The organism is Bordetella holmesii, assembly GCF_020735985.1.
GTDB lineage: Bacteria > Pseudomonadota > Gammaproteobacteria > Burkholderiales > Burkholderiaceae_B > Bordetella > Bordetella holmesii.
Window position 1 is genome coordinate 1,228,038 of record NZ_CP085973.1, and the last position, 22,148, is coordinate 1,250,185.

Consider the following 22,148-nt stretch of genomic DNA (forward strand, 5'->3'; position numbering starts at 1 on the left):
CGCCGTCATGTCCACATTGTTGCGGCCTCCGCAGGTATTCGACAGCTTCGATCATTTTTTCTCGCTCACGGCCGACGGCACGCTGTCGTGCCTGGGCCCTCTGATGCGCTCGGCCCAGGCGCCGGGTTGGCTTGCCGGCCTGAAGACGGCGGCTGACACGGCCAGCGTGCACGGCCACGTCTGGGAGCGCCACACACACGGTGACGAGTTGCTGAGTGTGGTGGCCGATCACGTGGTCGTGCACTGGTGTGATGGGGAGCATACGAGCGGCCAGGAGGATCTTCCCGCAGGCAAAAGCTTGCTGGTGCCACGCGGCCTTTGGCATCGGCTGGAGCTCTTGTGCGCCAGCCAGATTTTTTTTCTCACGCCCGCCCAGGGCGGTGAGCATCGCAAGCAGGAGGTTTGATGTCTTTTATGCAGTCGCGACCGCGTTTGTTCCTGATGATTGGCGCCCTGTATTTGTCGCAAGGCATCCCGTTGGGGCTGGCGATGGAAGCCTTGCCGACGCTATTGCGCCGCGATGGCGCTGCCCTGCAGGCGCTGGCCTGGCTGCCCCTGGTGGGGCTGCCCTGGGTGCTCAAGTTTCTTTGGGCATCGCAGGTTGACAACCGGTGGTCGCCTGCGTGGGGGCGGCGGCGCAGTTGGATATTGCCCATGCAGTTGTTGGCGCTTGGCTGCCTGCTGATTCTGGCCATGGTCGGGACGGACGATGCCGCCTTGGGGATACTGCTTTTGGGCTTGGCCTCCCTGGCCAGTGCGACACAGGATATCGCCACTGATGGTTTGACCGCCGAGCATTTCAGCAGCGACGATCTTGCCCGGGCTAACGCAATACAGGTGGGCGGCACCATGGTGGGGTTTTTCCTGGGCGGACCTGGATGCCTCACGCTGGGAGCCTATGTGGGCTCGCGTGGTGCGGTGCTTGGTCTGGCCGGCCTGGTGGGCTTCAGCCTGTTGATGGTCAGCCTCTGGCGTGAGCCGCCCGTCAAGCTCGCACGGCAGGATCGTGCCTGCCTGCGTGGTTTTCTGAGGCGCCCGGGTGCATGGCCGCTGGTGTGGGCGGCCGGCTTGTCCGCCATGGCCGTGGCCGCGCCCTATGGGCTGGCCAAGCTCATGCTGGTCGATGCCGGTTGGGCGCCCGAGGCGATCGGGCGCCTGGGTCTGGCCGGCGGAGCAGTCACGTTGTTGCTGGGTTGTGGCGGGGGCGCATGGCTGGCTGAGCGTATAGGGCCGCGCAACGCGTTAGGCCTGGGATTGTTGGCCAGCGCGGCGGCTGCCACCGCGTGGATCGCCCTGGCAGCCGGCGAGCCGGGGCCTCTGGGAGCCTTCCTGGCGCAAGCCTTGGCTTCTTTCGGTGCCGGCGCCGCGTCGGTCGGGTTGATGACGCTGGCCATGCGCTTTGCGCAAGACGGCCGGCAGGCCGGCACGGATATGACGGCAGTGCAAAGCGCACGTGATCTGGGCGAAGTCATGGCGTCTGCCGGCATGACCGCCTTGGCCGCACAGTTGGGCTATTCGGTGAGCTTTGGGGTCAGCCTGGGCGGGGCCCTGTTGGTACTCATTCTTCTGCTGCTGACGTTCACCCCGGGGCGGGCCAAGCCCGTGGCATAGCGGGCCTGGCTGCGCGGTTCAGCAGCGCTGCGCGGACGGGGCGCGGCGCGAACGCAGCATGTGCGAGAGCACCAGCAGCAGTCCGGCCCCGGCGATCAGGGCTCCGGCAAGCGGCACGGCGGAGTAACCCATGCCCGCCGATAGGGCCGCGCCGCCGGCGGCCGCGCCCAGGGCATTGCCCAGATTGAAGGCGCCCACATTGACCGAGGATGCCAGTCCAGGCGCTTCGGCCGCGGCGCGCATGACGCGCATCTGCAACGGAGGCACCACGGCAAAGGTGGCAATGCCCCAGATCAGCAATGCCATGGCTACGCCGGTGTGGCTTTGCGCCAGCCAGGGGAATGCCAGCATGACCACGATCAAGAGTGAAAGAAATACGACGAGACTGCCGTCCAGGGAGCGGTCAGCCAGCCGGCCGCCGGCGATATTGCCCACCGAAAAGCCCACACCGATCAGCACCAGCATTGCGGTGATGAAGGCCGGCGAAGCGCCGGTCAGCGCCGCCAGGGTCGGTGCGATATAGGTGTACAACGTGAACATCGCGCCGGCTCCCAGGACCGTGGTGGCCAACGCTGCCAGGACGGCAGGCCGGGTCAGTACAGCAATCTCGGCCCCGATGTTCAGGCGGCTGCCGCCTTGACCGGCCGGCAAGGCCACGCGCAGTCCAAGCATGGCGATCAAACCCAACCCGGCTGTTGCCGCGAAAGACAGGCGCCACCCCAGAGTCTGGCCCAGCCAGGTCGCCGCCGGTACCCCGCCGATGTTGGCGATGGTAAGGCCCATGAACATGGCCGCGACAGCGCTGGCTTGCCGGTGCCGGGGCACCAGGCTGGCGGCCACGAGCGAGCCCAGGCCGAAGAACGCGCCGTGGTTAAGGCTGGTGACCAACCGGGCCAGCAGCAGCGTGAGGTAGTCGGGCGCCATTGCAGAGAGCACATTGCCCAGGGTGAAGATGGCCATCAGTGTCATCAAGGCTTTGCGCCGCGGCCAATGCGCCAGAGCCAGCGTCATGACGGGCGCTCCGACCAGCACGCCAACCGCATAGGCACTGACCAGCATGCCGGCTTTGGGGATGGATACATCTACGCCTTCGGCAATGACGGGCAACAGGCCCATGGGGCCGAATTCTGTGGTGCCGATTCCAAAGGCGCCGACGGCCAGCGCCAGTAGTGGAAGAGTGGCCTTGGTGCCGGATTGCTCCGCCGGCAAGGGGGTGTTCATCAACGTACTTCCGGTTTGAATAAACGAAGGCTGCAGTTTGCCGTCTTTACTTTTGCAGAAAAAGACGGTTATAAGCGAAAGACTTTGATAAAAAATCAACAAATGAAAATTACGCTGGAAGAAATCCAGGTATTTCTGGCCGTGGTCGACAGTGGTTCGCTCACGTCGGCGGCGCAACAGCTGGGACAGACCGTCTCGGGCGCCAGCCGGGCCCTGGGCCGCCTCGAGGAAAAACTGCAGACCACACTTTTGCACCGCACGATCCGACGTATCGAGCTAACCGAAGAAGGGCGGGCGTTCATGGCGCAGGCGCGCGCCATTATCGGCGCGGTCGAGGCAGCGGAGGAGGGAATGGCCGTCCGGCGCGGGCAGCCCTCGGGACGCCTTCGGGTGGACGCCGCCACACCCTTCATGCTGCATGTGATCGTGCCGCTGATAAAGGGTTACCGGCAACGCTATCCGCAAGTCGAACTGGAATTAAACAGCAGCGAAGGCTATATCGATCTGCTGGAGCACCGCACGGATGTGGCCATACGCATAGGCCGCCTCAAGGACTCCACGCTGCACAGTCGGGCCATCGGCAGTGGCAGGCTGCGTATTCTGGCCAGCCCCGACTATCTTGCTCGCCATGGCACACCGCGCTCACCGGATGACCTGGCTATCGGCCACAGCTTGCTCGGTTTCAATCAACCCGACTCTCTCAACTATTGGCCGTTGCGGGACGAGTCGGGCGAGCGGCGCTATATCACTCCGACAATATGGGCCTCCAATGGCGAAACGCTCAGGCAGCTTGCCTTGCAAGGCATGGGCCTGGTCTGTCTGTCGGATTTCATGACGGGCCAAGACCGAGCCCTGGGGCGATTGAAACAAGTTCTGACCCGGCACACGATAGACGAACGCCAGCCAATAAACGCGGTTTATTACCGGAATACCGCGATTTCGGCTCGCATTACGTCCTTCGTGGATTATCTGGCTCAGGCCGTCGGCTAGACCCCGTCTCTTATGTCCGGCGGAACATCAGCGTGGTCGACTCGGCCCGCGCGCCATGCGGGTCGATCGCGTAGCCAGGGATACGCCCAGCCTCCTCGAACCCGAGGCTGAGATACAAGGCTTGGGCAGGGCTGTCACTGACGGTGTCCAGCGTCAAGAGATGACGTCCGCGTCGCTGGGCTTGCGCCATTGACCTGCCCCCAGATTTAGTACGGCACCGACATAGAGCCCAGGGGTAAAAGACCTTCTTTCTGATGAGCCTGCACGAATTGCGCCGGCGTTAAATATCCGAGCGCGCTGTGAGGCCGATCGGTGTTGTACTCGACTCGCCAGTTTTCGATCAAGCTTTTAGCCTGTCGCAGGGACAAGAACCAGTGCTCGTTAAGGCATTCGTCGCGGAACTTGCCGTTGAAACTTTCGATATAAGCGTTCTCCACCGGCTTACCCGGCCGAATAAACGACAGCTTTACGCCTGCTTGGTAGGCCCCCAGGCGTCCAAGGCTCTTCCGGCGAACTCTGGCCCGTTGTCCACGGTAATAGATCGCGGCAGGCCACGCATCTCCGCCAGCCGTTGCAGCACCATGGCAACACGCAGTCCCGGCAACGACGTATCGACCTCGATGGCCAGGCATTCGCGAGTGTAGTCATCGACGATAGTCAAACAGCGGAATCGGCGGCCATAGGCTAGGCCGTCGGCCACAAAGTCCATTGACCAACTCTGATTCGGCGCGATTGCCGCTGGGCGAACCACGCGCTCGGTCGCCGCGATTCGCTTACGCTTTCGTTTTCGCACGCTTAACCCTGCCAGACTGTACAGCCGCCAGATTCGCTTGTGATTTGCTTGCCAGCCTTCGCGACGTAAGAGCACATGGATCCTCCGATAGCCGTAGCGTCGTTTCGCCACTGCCATCTCTTTCATGCGCTCGGTCAGCGCAGCATCGCCTGAGCGTGTGCTCTCGTAGGCAAACAGCGACCGCGAAATTCCTACCAGCCCACAGGCCCGGGTAACACCCATGCTGCGCTCGGTCATTAATGTCCTGACCGCCTCGCGTTTGGCCTGCGGGCTGACTACTTTCGGCTTAGCAGATCCTGAAGCGCCGCCTTGTCCAGCATCGACTCGGCCAACAGCTTCTTGAGCTTGTTGTTCTCCTGCTCCAGCTCCTTGAGCCTCTGAGCGTCCGACACCGTCATGCCACCGAACTTCGCCTTCCAGTTGTAGTACGTTGCCTCGGAGATTCCGTGCTTGCGGCACAACTCTGCGGGCTTGGCACCTGCATCGGCTTCCTTGAGCACGCCGATGATTTGCTCTTCCGTAAATCGTTTCTTCATTGCCATTCCTTTGGGAACGGACTCTACATCGATTTCGTACTAATCACGGGGAGCAGGTCACCATGACTTCCAGCATGAGGGCGCGTGCCAGCCCCTGCCGCCGCGCCCGAGGATGCACGAGAAGTTTGCGGATTTCGGCGCGATGTGGTTGATTGGGTGGCGTGTCGAGATCCAATTGCACCGTGCCCTCCAGCGTATCGCCCCGCCAGGCCGCCAGCAGATACACGCCGCCGTCCTGCAGGCCGGGCCGCACTTTGTCGCGCCAGAATGCGGTAGCGCTTTGCAGCGAGTACGGCAGCAGAAAGTTCACGCTTGCGCCGCCGGCTACACAGGCCTGCAACACGTCGGCCAAGGCCGTCAGATGGGTATCAAGATCGCTAGCGCTCAGGGCGCGGATACGCCAGGTTTGGGTCGTGCTCATGAGGAGGGCGGTGCTCAAAGGAGGAAAAGAAAGTAGTGCGCGCCCGTCTGGGTGAGAAAGCGGCTTGCGCCATACAACTGGTAGCGCAGGCAGTCGCCAGGAGCCAGGTGATGGAGCCGGCCGTCCACGGTCATCTCCAGATCGCCTTGCACGAGCACGAGGTGATGCTCCAGGCCCGGCCGGGGTGGCGCGTCGTAGTTGATGCAGGTGCCGGCGACAAGTTCGCAAGCGAGAACCTCACCGGCCAGGTTGCGCGCCGGAGGGGAAACCGAGCGGCGCACGAAACCGGTGTCGCGCCACACGGCCTGCGCCGACAGGGGTACGAAGGCCGGAAATTCTTCCTCCACCATCCGCAATAACCGTGACAGCGTGATTTCGAACGTGGCGCACAAGCGGCCGAGTACTTGCGTGGTGGGGCTGACCTCGGCGTTTTCGAGCCTGGACAGGGTGGCCCGGCTAACCTGACTGCGCCGGGCCAATTCATCCAATGACCAACCCCTTTCCGTGCGCAAACCTTTAAGCCGTTGCGCCAGTTGTTGATCAAGGTCTTGCGTCGAATCTTCCATATTCGAGATTATTTCTCAAATATGGGAATCATTCAAGTGTGGCGAGGTTTGCCGCGTTGTTTGGTGTGGGCGAATTCTTCGAGCTGCTTCTGCGTCATGGTGTCGTACATCTGGCGCGAGGCTCCCTTGAGCGAACCGACGGGGGCCTCATGTCGTTTGGCGGCCAGGGCGGCACCCGCAGCCATCTGCTGAGCCTTGGATTTGGCGGGCATGACAGTCCTCCTTGCTGGAAACGTTGGCGATCCGGCCAAGCAGACCGGCTTGAGGTTCATCCTAGCGTGAGTGTTAGGGCCCCCGGAGTTACGCGTGGTAGCTGGATGCAACCTTGCCGTTTGCATCCGAACCCGGTCGGGCTTACAGTGGCCGCCAACATACGACGCGGAGCCTCTGCATGAATCGTCACCAGGTATTGCGGCAGGCGTTACAGGAAGGCCGTCTCTTATCGGCCATGGCGGCGCACAACCCGATGGCGGCGCTGCTTGCCGAGCAGGCCGGCTTTGATGCAATCTGGGGCAGCGGTTTCGAGCTCTGCGCCAGTTACGCCGTGCCGGACGCCAGCATTCTGTCGCTTTCCGTGCATGTCGAGATGATGCGGGCCATCGTGGCGCGCGTGAGCGTGCCCGTCATCGCCGACATCGATACGGGCTTTGGCAATGCCGTCAACGTCGCCTACGTCCTGCCGCAGTTCGAGGCCGCGGGGGTGTCGGCTGTCGTCATGGAGGACAAGCACTTCCCTAAAGACACCAGCCTGCGCGAGCAGGGGCGGCAGGACTTGCTGCCCATCGAGACCTTCCAGGGCAAGATCGAGGCCGCGGTGGCGGCCCGGCAGAATCCGGATGTATTGATCGTCGCACGCGTCGAGGCGTTGATCGCGGGCCTGGGCCAGGCCGAGGCCCTGACACGTGCGACGGCCTACGTGCAGGCAGGCGCCGATGCGATTCTCATCCATTCCAAGCAGAAGACGCCTGATGAAATCCTCGAGTTCGTGCGCGCATGGAGTGGTCAGGCGCCGCTCGTGCTGGTGCCCACTGCCTACCCGCAATTGCGCGAAAGCGATATTGCGCGGTTGCACAAAGTGGGTATCGTGATTTATGGCAATCACGCCATACGTGCGGCTGTCGGCGCCATGCGCGAGGTCTTTGCGCGTATCCGCGCCGAAGGCGGCATCGCCGAGGTGGACGCGCACCTGCCCACGGTCAAGGAAATCATCGCGTTGCAAGGGGATGCCGGCATGCGCGAACTGGAAAAGCGTTTTTTGCGTTGAAACGCCAGGCCCGGCGGCACGCTCCTGTGGCGCTTGGCCCATATCGGGAGCAGACAAACAGAGCGTGATCGAACCACCTCTGGCAAGATGGCGTCTACTCAGTTGTCCGAGATTCCCGATGCCCCGTTCCACCACCGCCGGTCTGCGTAGTGCCTGGCTGGCGCAGGCCCAGTCTCATCCTCTGGTCACCGGAGGACTGGTACTGGGAGTTCTCGTTGTCGGTTGGCTGTGCGCCAGCAGTATTCACGAGGCGTTTACGGGAAGCAATCGCGGGCATGTGGGGCTGGCGGTCGCTGGCGGTCTTGCCGGATTTTCCGCCACCGCATTGGGCGCGTTGGTGGCGGGCATCTTGGGTCGCATATCGCCCCGCACCCAGGACAGCATGCTGGGTTTTGCGGCCGGCATGATGCTGGCTGCCAGCGCCTTTTCCCTAATCCTGCCTGGCTTGGCGGCTGCCCAGCCCCTGGTTGGCGGCGGATCTGCCGCAGCGGCAGTGGTGGTCCTGGGCATGGCACTTGGCGTGTTGCTGATGCTGGGCCTGGACTACTTCACGCCCCATATGCATGCGCAAAGCGGGTTGCGTGGCCCGGAGAGCGCACGGGTCAATGGGGTGTGGCTGTTCGTGCTGACCATCGTGTTGCACAATCTGCCCGAAGGCATGGCAGTTGGCGTGAGCCTATCGAACGGCGACCTCGGTGTAGGGCTGCCGCTGACCTCGGCCATTGCCATTCAGGATATTCCGGAGGGTCTTGCGGTGGCGGTCGCGCTGCGCGCCATCGGCCTGAGTCGCCGGCAGGCGGTGTGGATTGCCATCGGGTCGGGACTCATGGAGCCGCTGGGGGCACTGATTGGCGTAGGGATGGCCAGCGGCTATGCCTTGGCCTATCCCGTCAGTATGGGGTTGGCCGCAGGCGCCATGATCTTCGTGGTATCGCACGAAGTCATCCCCGAGACCCATCGCAATGGTCACGAGACCTTTGCCACCGTCGGGTTGATGATAGGTTTCGGGGTGATGATGTTTCTGGATACCGCGTTGGGTTGAGCGCGGCTTAACTGCCCCAGCGCTGATCCCGGCAGGTCTGCAGCGCGCGGTTGTATGAGTCCACCATGACCTGCGTGGTCCATTGGCTGGCGCCGGCCGGGTCGAAGCCGCTCTGGTCCATCGCGTATCGAGCGCAATTGACGTGGCCGGTGGCCGCCGTCGTCTGGGCTACGGGAGCCGGCGCGAGGTTGACCGAGGCCGGGTCCGTGGGATCCGCGGCATAGGATGCGGCAGGTTCATAGACCGGCGCGGCATACGCAGGCGCGGGCGCATAGGCGGGCGGCTGCACGTAGACCGGAGGCGGCGCATAGACGGGCGCGACGCTGTAGCCCGGGGACATGTAGGCGTAACCGTTGCTGCCCATCTGTACCGTGGGCGCGTAGCTGTAGCTGGGTTCAGCGTTGGCCGACAGCAACAGGCCAGCGGTGATCAGGCCGATGGCGCCGCCGACGATCCAGCGATCGGCGGCGGACCACCCGCTGGAATGTCCACCCCGGTGACCTCCGTGATAGCCGCCTGGACCGTAGCCCCCGCCCCAACCGGGGCCGCCTGCCAGCGCGGGGGTGGCAGCCGTTGCCGTCAAGGCCGCCAAGGCGGTTGCGCCCGCCAGGCGCATCAAACGCGATTTCATTGCAAAACTCCTGAAGACCGGACTGTCCGCGAAGGCGGTTCTGCGGTCCTAATGCCTAATGTACTCTCTGGCCGGCTCCATGGAGTGTCACCAGACTTTAGCGGGATTTCAGGAGGTTTCACCACTCTGGGCGTCGTGGCGCTGCGCCCACAGAACGATGGGGACGGCGCACAAGGCGAAGGCAGCCATCATGGCAAATCCTCCCCATTGCACCTGCGGGTAGACCAATCGTGCTGCGTTGACACTGAAAAACATCAGGACGCCGCCGGACAGCACGGTGTACAGCGCAATGGCCGAGGTCTGGCAGTCAGGCGGTACATGCTCGGAAATATAGGCCATGATGGCCGAGTTGTTGCCGCCCAACGTGAAGGCTTGGAGCAACTGGAAGGCCAGCAGCACCGGCACCTCGACGAACATGGCCAGGCCGACCCAACGCACGGCGGTCATGGCCGCGGAGATCCAGATCAGCCGCTGAGACCCCAATATCGGCAGAATGAGCAAAGCCAGGAAGAAAAACACGACCTCAGCGCCCACGCCGGCCGTCCACAGCAGGCCGATATCCGTGGTGGACAATCCATGGTCGGTCCAGAACAGCGTGGCATAGGAGTACAGAAATCCATTGCTGGCCTGGGTCAGCGAAGCGGCCAGAATGCAGAGCACGACAGGGCGCAGGCGCAGTACCCGCAGCAGCGGCAGACCTTGTGCCGCGTGGGGGCGGCGCGGCGGGATCTCACCGGCGCTCAGGGCGCGCAGGCAGGCGACGCAGGCCAGCGCCAGCGTCACGCTCAGAACAATAATGGCCAGCGGGCCGGTCTCGCGAATCAGGTAGCCACCGGCCAGTGTGAGGGCGGCAAAACCCAGCGATCCCCAGACTCGTACCGTAGTGTAGAGAGGCCGGCCTGCCCGGTTGCTCGCCAGGGCAAGGCGGTCGAGGGCGGGCTGGACGGCGGGCAACAGCAGGTTTACCCCAAGCGTGGTCCAGAACATCCAGCCCAGTGACTGCTGCCAGGGATAACCGGCAAACAACAGCGCGGTGCCCAGCAACGGCAGTGCGATGAGCAAGCGCAGCCTGCCAGTGAGGTCGGCGGCATGCGCCAGGGCAGGGGCTGACAGTATCTTGGGAAGAAATGCCGTGGCGACGATCAGCCCGATGGCATCCTTGTCCAGTCCCTGGCTGGATAGCCACAGGGGCAGAAAGGGGATGCTGATCCCCTGCAATCCGTAATACAGAAAATAGAAAACGCGCAGCCAGCTCAGGTTGTGGGCCACTTGGAAAGACTCCGACGGTATCGCGGCTCGGCGCGCGGCAGGGGCAGAGCATACTGCAAAGCCAGGCGCTGGCGCCGGGCGCGCCGCGGCGCTACCATCTGGCGTCGCGGTGTGTGTGTTCTTCGGGTTTCCATGTCGCTACTGTTGCCGGCTCTGGTGTTGCGCGCGGCCGTTGAGTCGGATCTGCCCTTTCTGTTGGCGTTGCGCCGTCATACGATGGAGCCGCATTTGCGGCGCGATGGTATGGCGGTGGATGAGCAGGCGCATCTGCAGCGCATTCGCTATCACTGGGACGATGCGCGCATCGTTCTTATCGACGATGCGCCGGCCGGACTGCTCAAGGTTCATCATGATGAGCAGGGCTGGTATGTGATCCAGATTCAGGTGGTTCCGTCGCGCCAGGGGCAGGGACTGGGTAGCCGGTTGCTGGGGAGCGTGTTGCAGCGCGCCGATGACGGCGGCCAACAGGTGCGTCTCTATGTAATCAGGAGCAATCCTGCCCGCCGTCTCTATGAGCGGCTGGGATTCAGAATTTGCGAGCGGGGCGAGCACGTATTCCTGATGTGTCGCCCGCCAGGCACGGGGCCCGTGATCGCTGGTTAGGCCTGCACCAACGTCTGAAAGCCCCCATATGCCATGCGCCGAGGATCGAAGACCCCTTCGACGCACACCTCCATGAGCCGTGGGTCATTCATGACGATCGCGTTGATCCGGTCGCGTTCGCTTTTGCTCGAAAACACGATCCAGGCGAAGATCACGATGTCGCTTTCGCCCGCCTCGGCCACGTCACGGAAGTCGCGCATGCCGTGCTGCGGGTCGAGCGCATCGCCGACGCATTCGCGGTAGGCCAGCGCGCCATGCGCGAGCCACACTTTGGCCGCGTGAGCGGCCATGGTGCGATAGGTTTCCAGTTTGTCGCTGGGGATGGCCAGCACATACCCGTCTACATATTCGGTCATTCCGCTCTCCTAGGGCGCCGACAGGCGCCATAGGTCTACTGTAGCGGCGCAGGGCCGGCGGCGGCCAAGGGGATTTGCGACATTCTGGCGGGTGGATTACGACATCGTGCCGCGCTATGCTTGGCCGATGAAACGCATCGCCCTGCTGGTGCCTGCCGGCGCCAATATCGCTTCCCTGGAAACGGCACGCCAGGGTTTCCAGGCAGCCAACGCGCGCTTGCGCGACTGCGGTCGCGATCCGGCGTTTTCGGTGCGCCTGCTGGCCGCCGAACCCACCATGACGCTGGACGACGGTCGCATCAGCGTGCGCGTCGATGCGACCCTGGCCAGTGCCGGCCAGGTGGATATTTGTCTGGTGCCGCCATTGATGATTAGCGATGGGGCGGGCCTGGGCCAGATTTTGGCGGCCAACGCCGCGCTTATCCGCTGGCTTGCCGCGCACTATAAAGAGGGTGGCGAACTTGCCAATCTCTGCCTGGGTGCGGCGTTGCCGGCTGCGGCCGGTTTGCTCGACGGCCGGCGTGCGGTGGTGCATTGGGCCATGCGCAATCAGTACGCCGCGCTATTTCCCAATGTGTCCTGGGTATGCGATTGCGTGGTGCTGGCAGATAAGGGGCTCTACACCAGTGGCGGGGCATTGTCGGCGGCGCATCTGGTACTGCATCTGATCGAAAAGCATGCCGGGCGCGACATCGCCATCTGGTGTGCCAAATTATTCCAGCTGGACTGGGATCGCCACAGCCAATTGCCGTTTCTGGTTTTTGCAGGCCAGAAAGCGCACGGCGACGCGGTCGTATTGGCGGTGCAAGAGCATATCGAAACGCATTACGCCACGCGGTTGGCCGTCGATGGCCTGGCGGTGCTCCATGCCGTGGGCCGCCGCACGCTCGAGCGCCGCTTTCGGCACGCCACCGGCAACAGCGTGGTGGAGTATCAGCAACGCGTACGTGTGGAGGCCGCCAAGCAGCAACTCGAGCGCACCCGCAAGAGTGTGTCGGAAGTGATGTACGAAGTGGGCTACAGCGACACCAAGGCTTTCCGCGACATATTCAGTAAGCACTGCGGGATGTCGCCGCTGAATTATCGCGATAGATACGGTTGATTGCGGGCAGGCGACGGGCAAAAAAGAGGAGGCGCGATGCCTCCTCAACAATGAGCCGGCGCCTGGCGGCGCCGTGTCGTGGCGCCCGGCCATGCTCGTTGGGTACCGGCGAGAACCCATGCTTGGGCCAGGTGGGCGCGCCTGAGCAATGTGTACGATTTCGTGCCGAAGATCGCGTGCGACGTCGTGTTTTCCGACCAGTCCTGCCAGCGCGGGCCATGTCGGCTGTCCGAGCAAGGAGAGGCCGAGGGGGGGCAGTCGCCGTATTGCGCCTTTCGTGCCAACATAGCCCCATGGCACGCATACCGCTTTTTCCCCTGGGCAATATCCTGTGTCCCGATGGTGTTTTGCACCTGCGGGTCTTTGAGATCCGCTATCTGGACATGATCAAGCGCTGCCTGGAGGACAGGCAGCCTTTCGGTATCGTGATTCTTCTGGTGGGCCAGGAAGTGCGCAAGCCCGACGCGTTGGAGGTGCTCGCGCCCGTGGGTACGCTGGCGCGCATCGAGCATTGGCAGCAGCCGGATCCGGCCCTGTACGAGCTGCGTTGCCGAGGCGGCCAGCGTATTGAGCTCGCCGATTGCGAGCGGGGCCGTTTCGGCCTATGGACTGGGCGGATGCAGGCCATTGATGCCGACCCGGTGGTGCCCGTGCCCGGCGCCATGCGCGAGGCCGTCGGTGCCTTGGGGCGGCTGATCGCCGGGCTGCAGCAGCAAGGGTATGGCCCGGCCGAGATGCCGGTGGGCGCACCGTATCGGCTGGACGAGGCGGGATGGGTGGCGGATCGGTGGTGCGAGCTGCTGCCACTGGCGCCGGCTGAGAAGGCTCGTCTTCTGGGTCTGCGCGATCCGCTTGCCCGGCTGAGCGAGGTCAGCCGCGAGCTGGCCGCGCGCGGCCTGATATAAGAACGGGCGCGCAAGCGGTTATGCTTGGCGCCATGGATATTGAGATCAACGAAGAGTTGCGGGTGTATATCGACCCGCTGACGTCCGAAGAATATAGCGCGCTGGAGCGCAGCATCCTTGCCGAAGGCTGTCGCGATGCGTTGGTGCTCTGGGGTAATGTGCTGGTCGATGGGCACAATCGCTACGAAATCTGCTGCCGCCACGGTGTCGAATTTCGCACCCTGCAAAACGAACGCTTTCAGTCCATGGACGATGTGCGGTTATGGATGATAGACAATCATCTGGGCCGGCGTAGCGTGTCGGATTATCAACGAGGCGTTCTGGCGCTGCGTAAAAAACAGATTCTGCAAGCCCGGGAACCTTCCGACTCGGGTGAAGCTGCTCCGGAGGCTGTTGTACCCAGCCGCCAGGAACTCGCTCGTGAAGCCCGTGTAAGCAGCAATACGCTGGCGCAGATAGAGCGGATTGAGCAGCAAGCCGTGCCGCAACTGGTGAAAGCGGTGCGCGCAGGGGAGATTTCCATCAATGCCGCCGCCGCCGTGGCCAGTTTGCCGCCGCCGCGCCAGCAACAGGCTGCCGAGGGAGGCAAGCAGAACCTGCGGGAGGTTGCCCGCCAGGCGCGTCTGGAACTGCAAGCAGCCCGCTACCAGGCCAAATTGCGTAAGGATGCGCAAGCGCAGCCCGCAGGGCAAGCCGAGGCCGGCACGCAAGTCGTGCCGCCGTGGGAGAGCCCTGCGATCGAGGACTATCCGGCCGAGGTGGAGCGCTTGAATGACATCATCAAGCGTTTGACCGAGGAACGCGACGCACTGAAGAAAAAAGTCATGCACCTGACGGTGGCGCTGGCCGAAGCACGCCGCGAACCCGGTTGAATCGGATCAGCCGCAACGGATCGCGCTGATCTTTCCCTGGCCGTCGACGATGATGTTTACACGGCTGGGGTTGTATTCCAAGGTCATGACCTGGCCAGGCTTGAGTACGCGCACGGTGCTCGAGCCACTGCCGGAGAGCACGTTGCTGCTGGCCGAATCACTGAACGCCTGGCCGACCATCCTTTGGGTGGGCTGGGCGTCGCAGCTCTTGCCGCCAGACAGCATGGAGCCGCTGGCGCTTTCCGGGGCCGCGGAGGGCGACGGTCCACTGGATGAGCTCGTCGACGAAGGGGCGGAGTTGTTGCCTTGGTTGGCGGCGCAGCCGGCCAGACCGGCCATGCCGGCGGCAAGAATGAAGGTCAGCAGGTTCCGGTTCATGAGTACTCCTGGGACGGGAAGCGGACGAAACCTCCATGATAGTAGAGTACGCGCCAACGGGCACGGCTGTCGTCAGCGCGTGCGACGTTGGCGCACGGCGCGGGCGAGGTCATCGAGCACCGGCAGGGTCTGGGTCCAACCCAGGCAAGCGTCGGTGATGGACACGCCATGCGCCAAGGGCACCCCCGGCTTGAGATCCTGCCGCCCGGGTTGCAGGTTGCTCTCTATCATTAACCCGGTGATCCGGCGCTCGCCGCCGGCGACCCGTTGCGCGATGTCGCGGGCGACGTCGATCTGCCGGTCATGCGATTTGTTGGAATTGGCGTGCGAGCAGTCGATCATGACTTGCTCGCGCAGCCCCGCTTTGCGCAACACGTCGCAGCAGGCCTGTACGCTGGCCTGATCAAAATTGCTGCCGTTCTTGCCGCCTCGCAAAATCACGTGCGTATCGGCATTGCCACGTGTCTCAAAAATGGCGGCCACGCCCATTTTCGTCATGCTCATGAAGGCATGGCTGGCACTGGCGGCCACCATGGCGTCGGCGGCGATCTGCACGCCGCCGTCGGTGCCATTCTTAAAGCCCAGAGGGCAGCTCAGCCCCGAGGCCAGTTGGCGATGGCTGGGGCTTTCGGTGGTCCGGGCGCCGATGGCGCCCCAGGCGATGAGGTCCGCAATGAACTGCGGGCTGAGCAAATCCAGGAACTCCGTGGCGATGGGCAAGCCCAGGCTGGAGATTTCCAGCAGCAGCGCACGCGCGCGGCGCAGCCCTTCGTTGATGCGGAAGCTGCCGTCCAGACGCGGATCGTTGATGAAACCCTTCCAGCCGACAGTGGTGCGCGGCTTCTCGAAATAGACCCGCATGACGATCAGCAGATCATCGCCGAGCGCCTCGGCGGCCGTTTTCAACTGCCGCGCATAGGCTATTGCCTGGTCGTGGTCATGAATGGAACAGGGGCCCACCACGACGATGAGGCGATCATCGCGCCCGTGCAGCACATCGGCGATGTCGCGGCGGCTCGATTCGACCAGGTCCTGGACTGCGGCCGGGGTCGGCAGTTCGTCGAGCAGGAGTGCGGGCGAAATGAGTGGGCGCACTGCGCCGATGCGCGTGCCGTCAATTCGGGTCGTGTCTTGGGTGGAGTCGGCCTGGCCGGCTTCCCGGTCATGCATGGCGTCGTCGATGCGGGTCAAAGCGTTTCTCCGTGCGCGTGCGGTGGTCTTGTCAGGCAGCCATTATCGCACTTCGGCCACGCGCGCCGCCAAAAGCCGGCGCTTGCTGCGGCGAGCTCGCGCGCCTTACGTCAGGTTACCGGCGTTTACCTGCCTGCCTGGCGCTGGCGCTACCATGGGCGGAATCAACGGGAGCGCACATGACATCGATACGTGCAGGCATTGGTGGCTGGACTTACCCACCCTGGCGCGACGGGGTGTTCTATCCCGCAGGTTTGCCGCATGCGCGCGAGTTGGCGTTCGCGTCACGGCAGGTGAGCGCGATCGAGGTCAATGGCACGTTCTATGGCAGTCAGAAACCCGCCACGTTTGCGGCCTGGGCCAACGAGGTGCCGGCTGGCTTCAAGCTGGCGCTCAAAGCGCCTCGCTATGCGACCCAGCGGCGCGATCTGGGTCAGGCGGGGGAGTCGATCAGACGATTCATGGAAAGCGGCATTGACCGGTTGGGCGACACGCTCGGCCCGTTGTTGTGGCAGTTGCCGCCAGGCAAAGTCTACGAAAGGCAGGAGATCCTGGAATTTCTGGCGTTGCTGCCGGCACAGGTGTCGGGCAGGGCGCTGCGCCATGTGCTTGACGTGCGCCATCCCAGTTTCGACTGTGAAGACTATCTGCGGCTGGCGCGCGCCAGGGGCGTGGCGACGGTGTTGACAGACAATCCCCGGTTCGTGGCGATCACGGACAGCACCTGCAAGGACTTGATCTATATACGGTTGATGGCAGCCGACCCGCGCTTGCGGCGCGGCTATGCGCCTGCGGTACTCGATGCGTGGGTGGAGTGTGCGCGGCAATGGGCAGCCGGACAAAGTCCGGATCTGCCCCGGCGCCTGCCCGATATCGGCGGCGGTATTGCGCGCGAGGTCTACGTGTTTTTCATCAACGGACACAAGCCCTTGGCGCCAGCGGCCGCGGTGGATTTTCTGCGCCGCCTGGACCGGCCATAGCGCCCGGTCGGGCGCGTTGCGGCGGGCGCCGCCTGCTTCCGTCAGGCGGACGGCCGGGCAGGTCCGGCCGTCGTTGGCTGCGTTGCGTTGGGTGGGCGCTTCAGTCGGCCACAGGCGTGCGCATCGTGACGAACTCTTCGGCGGCCGTGGGATGGATGCCTATGGTTTCGTCGAAGACACGCTTGGTGGCGCCGGCCTTCAGGGCCACCGCCAGGCCTTGCATGATTTCGCCCGCGTCGGGGCCGACCATGTGGCAACCCAGGACACGGTCAGTGTCGGCGTCGACCACCAGCTTCATGAGTGTGCGCTCCTGGGAGTCGGTCAACGTCAACTTCATCGGACGGAAACGACTTTCGAAGCGTTTGACGCGGTGGCCTCGCTTGACGGCCTCTTCGGTGGTCAGGCCTACGGTGCCGATATTGGGCAGGCTGAAGACGGCCGTGGGGATGAGGTCATAGTCCACCGGGCGATACTCCGCAGGGCGAAACAGGCGGCGGGCGATGGCCATGCCTTCTGCCAGGGCGACCGGCGTGAGCGGCACGCGTCCGATCACATCGCCCAACGCCAGGATCGAGGGTTCGGCGGTCTCGAACAGGTCATTGACCTCGATATAGCCTTGTTTGTTGAGGCTGACCGAGGTGTTTTCCAGGCCCAGGTTGTCCAGCATGGCACGCCGGCCGGTGGCATAGAAAACACTGTCGGTTTCGAGCACGGAGCCATCGACGAAGGTCGCCGCGAGCGTGCCGTCGGGCAATTTGTCGATCCGGGCGACGTCGCTGTTAAAGCGCAGAGTCATTGATTTTTTCTGCAGCTCGTCGCGCAGGTGCTCGCGTACGCTCTGGTCGAATCCGCGCAGGAACAGCTCGCGCCGGTACGCCAGCGTGGTATCCGCACCCAGACCATTGAAGATAGAGGCAAACTCGACGGCAATATAGCCGCCACCGACCACCAGCACGCGGCGGGGCAATTTCTTCAGGAAGAACGCCTCGTTGGAGGTAATGGCGTGTTCCTTGCCGGGGATGTCCGGCACGAATGGCCAGCCGCCGGTGGCCACGAGAATGCGTTCGGCCGTGTGCCGCTGACCGTTGATCTCGACCGTATGGGGATCGACGATGCGAGCGTGGCCTTCGTGCAACGCCACGCCGCTGTTGACCAGCAGATTGCGATAGATGCCATTGAGACGTTCGATTTCGCGGTTTTTGTTCTGGATCAGGGTGTGCCAGTCAAACCCGGGGTGTCCGGGTGTCCAGCCAAAACCGCTGGCCTGCTCGAACTCTTCGCTGAAATGAGCGCCGTAGACGAGCAGTTTTTTGGGCACGCAGCCGACGTTGACGCAGGTCCCGCCCAGGTAGCGGCTCTCCGCTACCGCGACGCGCGCGCCGAAACCGGCGGCAAACCGCGCCGCACGTACCCCGCCCGAGCCCGCGCCGATGACATAGAGGTCGAAATCGAAAGCCATGAGTATCCTTGTTGCTAGGCCGGCAGCCGCCGGCGAGTAGTGCTATTAAACATCGTTCCGGGATTTCGCCAAATCCAGCCGCGCAAATGGGATATAACCATGCAAAAGGGACGACCGAGGTGTCATGCAAGCAGAAACAGGTTTTTTCGGTAGCGCCGGCGCGGCGTTGGGGCAGGGCATCAAATGGGTGGCCGAGGCGTTGCGCTGGTTATTCGGCGGCTTTTTCGGTGCGTTGGGTGAGTTTTTCGCCGGCATGGCCGCGGCGCTGGGCATGAGCCCGAACATCATGAATTTTGCCCTGTTATTGATCGGCCTGTTGATGCTGTGGGCGGGGATCAAGGCGTTTGCGCGGCGTTCGATTTTGAGCGGCGTCTTCTGGCTCGTGCTCTGCGCGCTGCTGCTGGGTGCATTGACGGGTTAGGTTTGCCGCGCCTGCGTGATGAGCCGCGCCAGGCGTCGCGATAGAGGGTCGAACAGGTCGGCTGCCGTATTGCCATAGCCCAATACCAGGCCGTTTTGTGGCGCGGCCAGCGCGAAGGCCGACAGCGCCTGAGGCTGCATGCCGTGGGCCGGGCCGGCGCTGGCGATGAGATGGTCGGGGTATTCCACGGGAAGACGCAGGGTCAGGTGCAGGCCGCACTGCCCGCCCTCGACGGTGTGGTCGATGTCCAGATGGCGGGTCAGCGCGGCGCGCAACGCTTGTTGCCTTTCGCGGTACAGGCTCCGCATACGACCCAGGTGGCGGCTGAATTCGCCGCTTTCGATGAAATCCGCCAAGGCTAGTTGTTCATAACGGTGCCCACCGCGCAACAGTTCGGCAATCCCTATCCGGGTGGCGTCGACCAGGCATTCGGGCAACACGGCAAAGCCCATGCGCAATGACGGAAACATCGTTTTGCTGAAGCTTCCGATATAGAGCACCGGTGCCTGCGGCGTCATGCCCTGCATGGCGGCGATGGGTTCGCCGTGGTGGCGGAACTCACTGTCGTAATCATCTTCGATGATCCACGCCTGGTGCTGGCGCGCCTGGGCGATGAGGTCAAGCCGGCGGGCCGCGGGCATGACCCCGCCGGTGGGGTATTGGTGCGACGGCGTCACATAGATCAGGCGCGGCGCAGCGTCGGCCCAATCACGCGCGTCAACGCACAATCCGTCGTTGTCCACGCCTTTGGGCCGCACGTCCAAGTCGCCGGCAAAAAAAGCGGTCCTTGCGCCGCGGTACCCGGGATCTTCCACCCAGGCAATGTCGCCCGGGTCGGCCAGCAGCCGCACGGCCAGCGCCCGAGCCTCCTGTGTGCCTTCGGTGATGATGACCTGCTCGGGCAGGCAGTGCACACCACGGGCCACGCCCAGGTAGCGTGCGATGGCCGCACGTAAATGTGGCTCTCCGGCAGGTTCCCCGTAGGCCAGCGCCTCGCCGCCGCCATCGCGCATGGCGCGATCCAGTGCGCGGCGCCAGGCAGCAGCCGGAAAGTGAGCCAAGGCCGGCTGGCCGGGGCGTAGCGCAAGGTATGAGCCGGTGCCTCGCGGCGTGGCCACCAGGCGTTCAAGCCGCCGGGCCACACGTACGGGTTCTGTTGAGACCGTCGTCGCGGCCGGCCTGCGCTGGCGGGTGAGCGTTGCCACGCGCGTGCCTTGGCGGTCGGCCTGCACATAGCCTTCAGCGGCCAGGTGTTCGTAGGCAATTGAGACCGTGTTGCGCGAAATCGACAACGCTTCGGCCAGGTTCCGTGAGGCGGGCAGCCGTGTTCCCGGCGCTAGGCGCCCTTCGAGGATGGCTGTCTTCAGACGCTGAAGCAATTGGCGTTGCAGCGGTACGGCACCCGGCAGCAATGGCGCATCCAGCAGGACGAGGCGGGTCAGGGTGTCTTCCATGGCGCAGGCGTGGCACTAAGAAAATGCTTTTTACTGGGGCTTTCTATGATGCCACGAATCGATCTAGAGTAAGCGCTCTCAATCCTGCTGCGCGGAGATACGTATGGCCCTGCTCAATTCCTTTGACCAGCCTGTTGGCGAAACCTTGCCGGGCTGGACGGCGCGGCCCCGTCCGCCGCGCACGCCTCTGGAAGGCCGTTTCTGCCGTCTCGAGCCTCTGGATGCCGAGCGGCACGCGGCGGATCTGTTTGCCGCATACAGCGCGGCCCCGGACGGCCGCGATTGGACCTATCTTGCCGTTGGCCCGTTTGTCACGCAGCAGGCCTATCGCACGTATTGCGAACAGGCGGCGCAGAGCGACGACCCCATGCATTTTGCCGTCATCGACCGTGCCAGCGGACGTGCCGTGGGCACGTTGGCATTCATGCGTATCGACGTGGCCAATGGCGTTATAGAGGTGGGCAGCGTGACCTTCTCCGGGGCGCTTCGACGCACTCCCATCTCCACGGAGGCACAGTTTCTCTTCATGAGGCGCGCATTTGACGAGCTGGGCTACCGGCGCTACGAATGGAAGTGCGACAGCCTGAACGCGCCTTCCCGGCAGACGGCTGCCCGGCTGGGCTTTCAGTTCGAAGGGATATTTCGCCAAGCGGTGGTCTACAAGGGCCGCACTCGCGACACGGCTTGGTTCTCCATCACCGATGCGCAGTGGCCTGCTCGGCGCGCGGCCTTTGAGCAGTGGCTCGCGCCGGAAAACTTCGACGCCCAAGGCCGCCAGCGCGCGCGCCTGCAGGACCTGCGTGTCGAGGCCGGGTAAGCGTTCAACGGCAGCGCCGGCGGGCCCACCAGGTTTGCAGGGTGCCGGCGGCGCTCACCAGCGTGATGCCGGCCAGCACCAGCGCCGCGCCAGCGGCAAAATGTCCGTCCAAGGGATCATCGAGAAGGATGACGCCCAGGCCCACGCCAAATAGCGGCGTTAAAAAAGACCACATCGAAAATCGCGTGGCCAGATAGCGGCGCAGCAACCAGAACCAGGCCAGATAGCTCATGAGCGCTACCACCACGCTTTGAAACAGCAGGCTGTAGAGCGCGGTCACGGTCCACGTAGCGGCAGCACCTCCCATCACGCCGTGCAGCAAGGGCAGGATCAGCGCCGCGCAGACCATCTGATAGAACAGCGTTTTGGAGGCGGGAGCCTCTGACAGCCGGCTGGCGCGTATGCCCACCGTCGTCATGCCCCACGCTGCTCCGGCTAGGATGCCCAGCAGGTCGCCCAGCAGCATATCGGGCGCGGTGTCGGTGGGGGAATGTTTGCCCAGAAACGTCAGCGCGATGCCGGCGAACGCCAGGGTCACGCCCAACCATTGCAGCGGCCGCAGACGTTCACCCGGCACCCAGGCATGCAGGCCCAGTGCGGCGAAGATCGGGGACGTGTATAGAAACACTGCCATGTGCGAGGCGGTGGTGTAGTGCAAGCCCAGCGCCACGAACACGAACTCCAACGCAAACAGCACGCCGACACCCAGCCCGGGCCGCAGGCTGCCGTCGCGCCAGAAACCGGTGCCTTGCGTGCGCAGCACTACCAGGCCGAGGACGGCCGCGGCAAACGCCGAGCGCAGGCCGATCTGCAAAAGCGGCGCGACATCGGCTGCGACCGCTTTGATGGCAATCTGCTTGGCCGCCCAGCACAGGCACAGCACCACCATGGCGCCCGTGGCCAGACCGTCGAGCGGCCGGCGGATGGCGGTCATGGCAACTCGGCCGGGTGGTTGTCCAGGGCCTGCGCGATTTGCTGACGCAGATCCCAGTCCGCCAATTGCGCACTGATGGGGCCGTAATAGGCGCCGTCGCGCACGACATGGATGGCGGGCAGGTGAAAGACCTCATAGCGCTCGACCAGCCCGCCATTGCGGCCTGCATCGACCCAGAAAATGCGCTCGGCAGGCAGTTCGAACCTGGGCAGGCGCTCGCGCGCCACGCGGCAGTTCGGGCAGCCCTGACTATGGAAAACCACCAGCGAGATACCGGGGGCGTCGAGCAGGCTACGGTCGGCGGTGCCGTCGTCGATATCGGTCTGGTCCAT

At 63.8% G+C, this 22,148-nt stretch carries 26 protein-coding genes and 1 pseudogene; 12 read left to right on the top strand and 15 right to left on the bottom strand.

Annotated elements, in window-relative coordinates:
• Window positions 1-7: 7 nt before the first annotated feature.
• Both LK440_RS05830 and LK440_RS05835 read left to right on the top strand, forming a co-directional pair.
• On the top strand, window positions 8-406 hold the full coding sequence (locus LK440_RS05830; RefSeq protein ID WP_005014316.1) for a cupin domain-containing protein: 399 nt from the start codon (window positions 8-10) through the stop codon (window positions 404-406).
• Window positions 406-1,611: a RhtX/FptX family siderophore transporter gene (locus LK440_RS05835; RefSeq protein ID WP_005014315.1), complete on the top strand. Its 1,206-nt coding sequence runs from the start codon at window positions 406-408 to the stop codon at window positions 1,609-1,611. Before LK440_RS05830 ends, LK440_RS05835 begins: the two co-directional genes overlap by 1 nt.
• A gap of 18 nt (window positions 1,612-1,629) precedes the next feature.
• Here the strand turns inward: LK440_RS05835 and LK440_RS05840 are convergent, their stop codons facing one another.
• Window positions 1,630-2,832 carry an MFS transporter gene (locus LK440_RS05840; protein WP_005014314.1) on the bottom strand — a complete coding sequence of 401 codons (1,203 nt, stop codon included), beginning with the start codon at window positions 2,830-2,832 and terminating at the stop codon, window positions 1,630-1,632.
• Between the two features lie 102 nt (window positions 2,833-2,934).
• Between LK440_RS05840 and LK440_RS05845 the strand changes: the two genes are divergently transcribed.
• A complete protein-coding gene (locus LK440_RS05845) occupies window positions 2,935-3,822 on the top strand; it encodes a LysR family transcriptional regulator (RefSeq protein WP_005014313.1) in 888 nt (295 codons plus the stop codon).
• Window positions 3,823-3,832: 10 nt separating this feature from the next.
• On the opposite strand, the gene LK440_RS05850 is transcribed toward LK440_RS05845, so the two are convergent.
• The 5 genes and pseudogenes from LK440_RS05850 to LK440_RS05870 form a co-directional block, all read right to left on the bottom strand.
• Window positions 3,833-3,979 (bottom strand): N-acetyltransferase, encoded by a 147-nt coding sequence (locus LK440_RS05850; RefSeq protein WP_227944792.1) that lies wholly within the window; start codon window positions 3,977-3,979, stop codon window positions 3,833-3,835.
• 49 nt (window positions 3,980-4,028) lie between these two features.
• Window positions 4,029-5,151 (bottom strand): annotated as a pseudogene (locus LK440_RS05855) (IS3 family transposase).
• A gap of 43 nt (window positions 5,152-5,194) precedes the next feature.
• Window positions 5,195-5,590 (bottom strand): GNAT family N-acetyltransferase, encoded by a 396-nt coding sequence (locus LK440_RS05860; protein WP_227944793.1) that lies wholly within the window; start codon window positions 5,588-5,590, stop codon window positions 5,195-5,197.
• Window positions 5,587-6,138: a helix-turn-helix domain-containing protein gene (locus tag LK440_RS05865; RefSeq protein ID WP_005014310.1), complete on the bottom strand. Its 552-nt coding sequence runs from the start codon at window positions 6,136-6,138 to the stop codon at window positions 5,587-5,589. Before LK440_RS05865 ends, LK440_RS05860 begins: the two co-directional genes overlap by 4 nt.
• A 32-nt stretch (window positions 6,139-6,170) precedes the next feature.
• Entirely contained in the window at window positions 6,171-6,350 is a 180-nt protein-coding gene (locus tag LK440_RS05870) for a DUF3008 family protein (protein WP_005014308.1), read from the bottom strand.
• 179 nt (window positions 6,351-6,529) lie between these two features.
• Here LK440_RS05870 and LK440_RS05875 point away from each other — a divergent pair, with 179 nt between their 5' ends.
• Together LK440_RS05875 and LK440_RS05880 are read left to right on the top strand one after the other, a co-directional pair.
• A complete protein-coding gene (locus LK440_RS05875; protein ID WP_005014305.1) occupies window positions 6,530-7,402 on the top strand; it encodes a phosphonopyruvate hydrolase in 873 nt (290 codons plus the stop codon).
• A 118-nt stretch (window positions 7,403-7,520) separates the two neighbouring features.
• Window positions 7,521-8,444, top strand: a complete 924-nt coding sequence (locus LK440_RS05880; protein WP_005014303.1) for a ZIP family metal transporter — start codon at window positions 7,521-7,523, stop codon at window positions 8,442-8,444.
• Window positions 8,445-8,451: 7 nt separating this feature from the next.
• Here LK440_RS05880 and LK440_RS05885 read toward each other — a convergent pair whose 3' ends face one another.
• Window positions 8,452-9,075: a hypothetical protein gene (locus LK440_RS05885; RefSeq protein WP_005014302.1), complete on the bottom strand. Its 624-nt coding sequence runs from the start codon at window positions 9,073-9,075 to the stop codon at window positions 8,452-8,454.
• 108 nt (window positions 9,076-9,183) lie between these two features.
• Entirely contained in the window at window positions 9,184-10,344 is a 1,161-nt protein-coding gene (locus tag LK440_RS05890; RefSeq protein WP_005014300.1) for an MFS transporter, read from the bottom strand.
• A gap of 132 nt (window positions 10,345-10,476) precedes the next feature.
• On the opposite strand from LK440_RS05890, the gene LK440_RS05895 reads away from it, so the two are divergent.
• Window positions 10,477-10,947 carry a GNAT family N-acetyltransferase gene (locus LK440_RS05895; RefSeq protein WP_005014299.1) on the top strand — a complete coding sequence of 157 codons (471 nt, stop codon included), beginning with the start codon at window positions 10,477-10,479 and terminating at the stop codon, window positions 10,945-10,947.
• Here the strand turns inward: LK440_RS05895 and LK440_RS05900 are convergent.
• The gene (locus LK440_RS05900; RefSeq protein WP_005014296.1) at window positions 10,944-11,303 is read right to left on the bottom strand and encodes a DUF1428 domain-containing protein; all 360 of its coding nucleotides are present in this window, start codon (window positions 11,301-11,303) and stop codon (window positions 10,944-10,946) included. The two genes, LK440_RS05895 and LK440_RS05900, sit on opposite strands and share 4 nt — an antisense overlap.
• Before the next feature lie 127 nt (window positions 11,304-11,430).
• On the opposite strand from LK440_RS05900, the gene LK440_RS05905 reads away from it, so the two are divergent.
• The 3 genes from LK440_RS05905 (at window position 11,431) to LK440_RS05915 (ending at window position 14,182) form a co-directional block, all read left to right on the top strand.
• On the top strand, window positions 11,431-12,405 hold the full coding sequence (locus tag LK440_RS05905; protein WP_169512605.1) for a GlxA family transcriptional regulator: 975 nt from the start codon (window positions 11,431-11,433) through the stop codon (window positions 12,403-12,405).
• 293 nt (window positions 12,406-12,698) lie between these two features.
• Window positions 12,699-13,310, top strand: a complete 612-nt coding sequence (locus LK440_RS05910; protein ID WP_005014292.1) for an LON peptidase substrate-binding domain-containing protein — start codon at window positions 12,699-12,701, stop codon at window positions 13,308-13,310.
• A gap of 20 nt (window positions 13,311-13,330) precedes the next feature.
• The gene (locus LK440_RS05915) at window positions 13,331-14,182 is read left to right on the top strand and encodes a ParB N-terminal domain-containing protein (RefSeq protein ID WP_005014290.1); all 852 of its coding nucleotides are present in this window, start codon (window positions 13,331-13,333) and stop codon (window positions 14,180-14,182) included.
• Window positions 14,183-14,188: 6 nt separating this feature from the next.
• Here the strand turns inward: LK440_RS05915 and LK440_RS05920 are convergent, their stop codons facing one another.
• Window positions 14,189-14,560 (bottom strand): I78 family peptidase inhibitor, encoded by a 372-nt coding sequence (locus tag LK440_RS05920; RefSeq protein WP_005014289.1) that lies wholly within the window; start codon window positions 14,558-14,560, stop codon window positions 14,189-14,191.
• Window positions 14,561-14,632: 72 nt separating this feature from the next.
• Entirely contained in the window at window positions 14,633-15,751 is a 1,119-nt protein-coding gene (locus LK440_RS05925; protein WP_005014286.1) for a 3-deoxy-7-phosphoheptulonate synthase, read from the bottom strand.
• A 179-nt stretch (window positions 15,752-15,930) separates the two neighbouring features.
• Between LK440_RS05925 and LK440_RS05930 the strand changes: the two genes are divergently transcribed.
• Window positions 15,931-16,731 (top strand): DUF72 domain-containing protein, encoded by an 801-nt coding sequence (locus LK440_RS05930; RefSeq protein ID WP_005014285.1) that lies wholly within the window; start codon window positions 15,931-15,933, stop codon window positions 16,729-16,731.
• A gap of 100 nt (window positions 16,732-16,831) precedes the next feature.
• On the opposite strand, the gene gorA is transcribed toward LK440_RS05930, so the two are convergent.
• Entirely contained in the window at window positions 16,832-18,190 is a 1,359-nt protein-coding gene (gene gorA, locus LK440_RS05935) for a glutathione-disulfide reductase (protein ID WP_005014283.1), read from the bottom strand.
• 124 nt (window positions 18,191-18,314) lie between these two features.
• On the opposite strand from gorA, the gene LK440_RS05940 reads away from it, so the two are divergent.
• Window positions 18,315-18,611 (top strand): hypothetical protein, encoded by a 297-nt coding sequence (locus LK440_RS05940; RefSeq protein ID WP_005014281.1) that lies wholly within the window; start codon window positions 18,315-18,317, stop codon window positions 18,609-18,611.
• Here LK440_RS05940 and pdxR read toward each other — a convergent pair.
• The gene (gene pdxR, locus LK440_RS05945) at window positions 18,608-20,065 is read right to left on the bottom strand and encodes a MocR-like pyridoxine biosynthesis transcription factor PdxR (RefSeq protein WP_005014278.1); all 1,458 of its coding nucleotides are present in this window, start codon (window positions 20,063-20,065) and stop codon (window positions 18,608-18,610) included. The genes LK440_RS05940 and pdxR overlap by 4 nt on opposite strands.
• A gap of 103 nt (window positions 20,066-20,168) precedes the next feature.
• Between pdxR and LK440_RS05950 the strand changes: the two genes are divergently transcribed.
• Complete coding sequence (locus LK440_RS05950) at window positions 20,169-20,882, top strand: GNAT family N-acetyltransferase (protein WP_005014277.1); 714 nt, start codon at window positions 20,169-20,171, stop codon at window positions 20,880-20,882.
• Window positions 20,883-20,886: 4 nt separating this feature from the next.
• Here LK440_RS05950 and LK440_RS05955 read toward each other — a convergent pair whose 3' ends face one another.
• Both LK440_RS05955 and LK440_RS05960 read right to left on the bottom strand, forming a co-directional pair.
• Window positions 20,887-21,816, bottom strand: a complete 930-nt coding sequence (locus LK440_RS05955) for a DMT family transporter (protein WP_005014275.1) — start codon at window positions 21,814-21,816, stop codon at window positions 20,887-20,889.
• A complete protein-coding gene (locus tag LK440_RS05960; RefSeq protein ID WP_005014274.1) occupies window positions 21,813-22,148 on the bottom strand; it encodes a thioredoxin family protein in 336 nt (111 codons plus the stop codon). The genes LK440_RS05955 and LK440_RS05960 overlap by 4 nt, the downstream gene beginning before the upstream one ends.

Coding starts and splice junctions, on each gene's coding strand:
- LK440_RS05830 (WP_005014316.1), top strand. CDS start 8: ATGTCCACATTGTTGCGGCCTCCGCAGGTATTCGACAGCTTCGATCAT.
- LK440_RS05835 (WP_005014315.1), top strand. CDS start 406: ATGTCTTTTATGCAGTCGCGACCGCGTTTGTTCCTGATGATTGGCGCC.
- LK440_RS05840 (WP_005014314.1), bottom strand. CDS start 2,832: ATGAACACCCCCTTGCCGGCGGAGCAATCCGGCACCAAGGCCACTCTT.
- LK440_RS05845 (WP_005014313.1), top strand. CDS start 2,935: ATGAAAATTACGCTGGAAGAAATCCAGGTATTTCTGGCCGTGGTCGAC.
- LK440_RS05865 (WP_005014310.1), bottom strand. CDS start 6,138: ATGGAAGATTCGACGCAAGACCTTGATCAACAACTGGCGCAACGGCTT.
- LK440_RS05870 (WP_005014308.1), bottom strand. CDS start 6,350: ATGCCCGCCAAATCCAAGGCTCAGCAGATGGCTGCGGGTGCCGCCCTG.
- LK440_RS05875 (WP_005014305.1), top strand. CDS start 6,530: ATGAATCGTCACCAGGTATTGCGGCAGGCGTTACAGGAAGGCCGTCTC.
- LK440_RS05880 (WP_005014303.1), top strand. CDS start 7,521: ATGCCCCGTTCCACCACCGCCGGTCTGCGTAGTGCCTGGCTGGCGCAG.
- LK440_RS05885 (WP_005014302.1), bottom strand. CDS start 9,075: ATGAAATCGCGTTTGATGCGCCTGGCGGGCGCAACCGCCTTGGCGGCC.
- LK440_RS05895 (WP_005014299.1), top strand. CDS start 10,477: ATGTCGCTACTGTTGCCGGCTCTGGTGTTGCGCGCGGCCGTTGAGTCG.
- LK440_RS05900 (WP_005014296.1), bottom strand. CDS start 11,303: ATGACCGAATATGTAGACGGGTATGTGCTGGCCATCCCCAGCGACAAA.
- LK440_RS05905 (WP_169512605.1), top strand. CDS start 11,431: ATGAAACGCATCGCCCTGCTGGTGCCTGCCGGCGCCAATATCGCTTCC.
- LK440_RS05910 (WP_005014292.1), top strand. CDS start 12,699: ATGGCACGCATACCGCTTTTTCCCCTGGGCAATATCCTGTGTCCCGAT.
- LK440_RS05915 (WP_005014290.1), top strand. CDS start 13,331: ATGCTTGGCGCCATGGATATTGAGATCAACGAAGAGTTGCGGGTGTAT.
- LK440_RS05920 (WP_005014289.1), bottom strand. CDS start 14,560: ATGAACCGGAACCTGCTGACCTTCATTCTTGCCGCCGGCATGGCCGGT.
- LK440_RS05930 (WP_005014285.1), top strand. CDS start 15,931: ATGACATCGATACGTGCAGGCATTGGTGGCTGGACTTACCCACCCTGG.
- gorA (WP_005014283.1), bottom strand. CDS start 18,190: ATGGCTTTCGATTTCGACCTCTATGTCATCGGCGCGGGCTCGGGCGGG.
- LK440_RS05940 (WP_005014281.1), top strand. CDS start 18,315: ATGCAAGCAGAAACAGGTTTTTTCGGTAGCGCCGGCGCGGCGTTGGGG.
- pdxR (WP_005014278.1), bottom strand. CDS start 20,065: ATGGAAGACACCCTGACCCGCCTCGTCCTGCTGGATGCGCCATTGCTG.
- LK440_RS05950 (WP_005014277.1), top strand. CDS start 20,169: ATGGCCCTGCTCAATTCCTTTGACCAGCCTGTTGGCGAAACCTTGCCG.
- LK440_RS05955 (WP_005014275.1), bottom strand. CDS start 21,816: ATGACCGCCATCCGCCGGCCGCTCGACGGTCTGGCCACGGGCGCCATG.
- LK440_RS05960 (WP_005014274.1), bottom strand. CDS start 22,148: ATGGACCAGACCGATATCGACGACGGCACCGCCGACCGTAGCCTGCTC.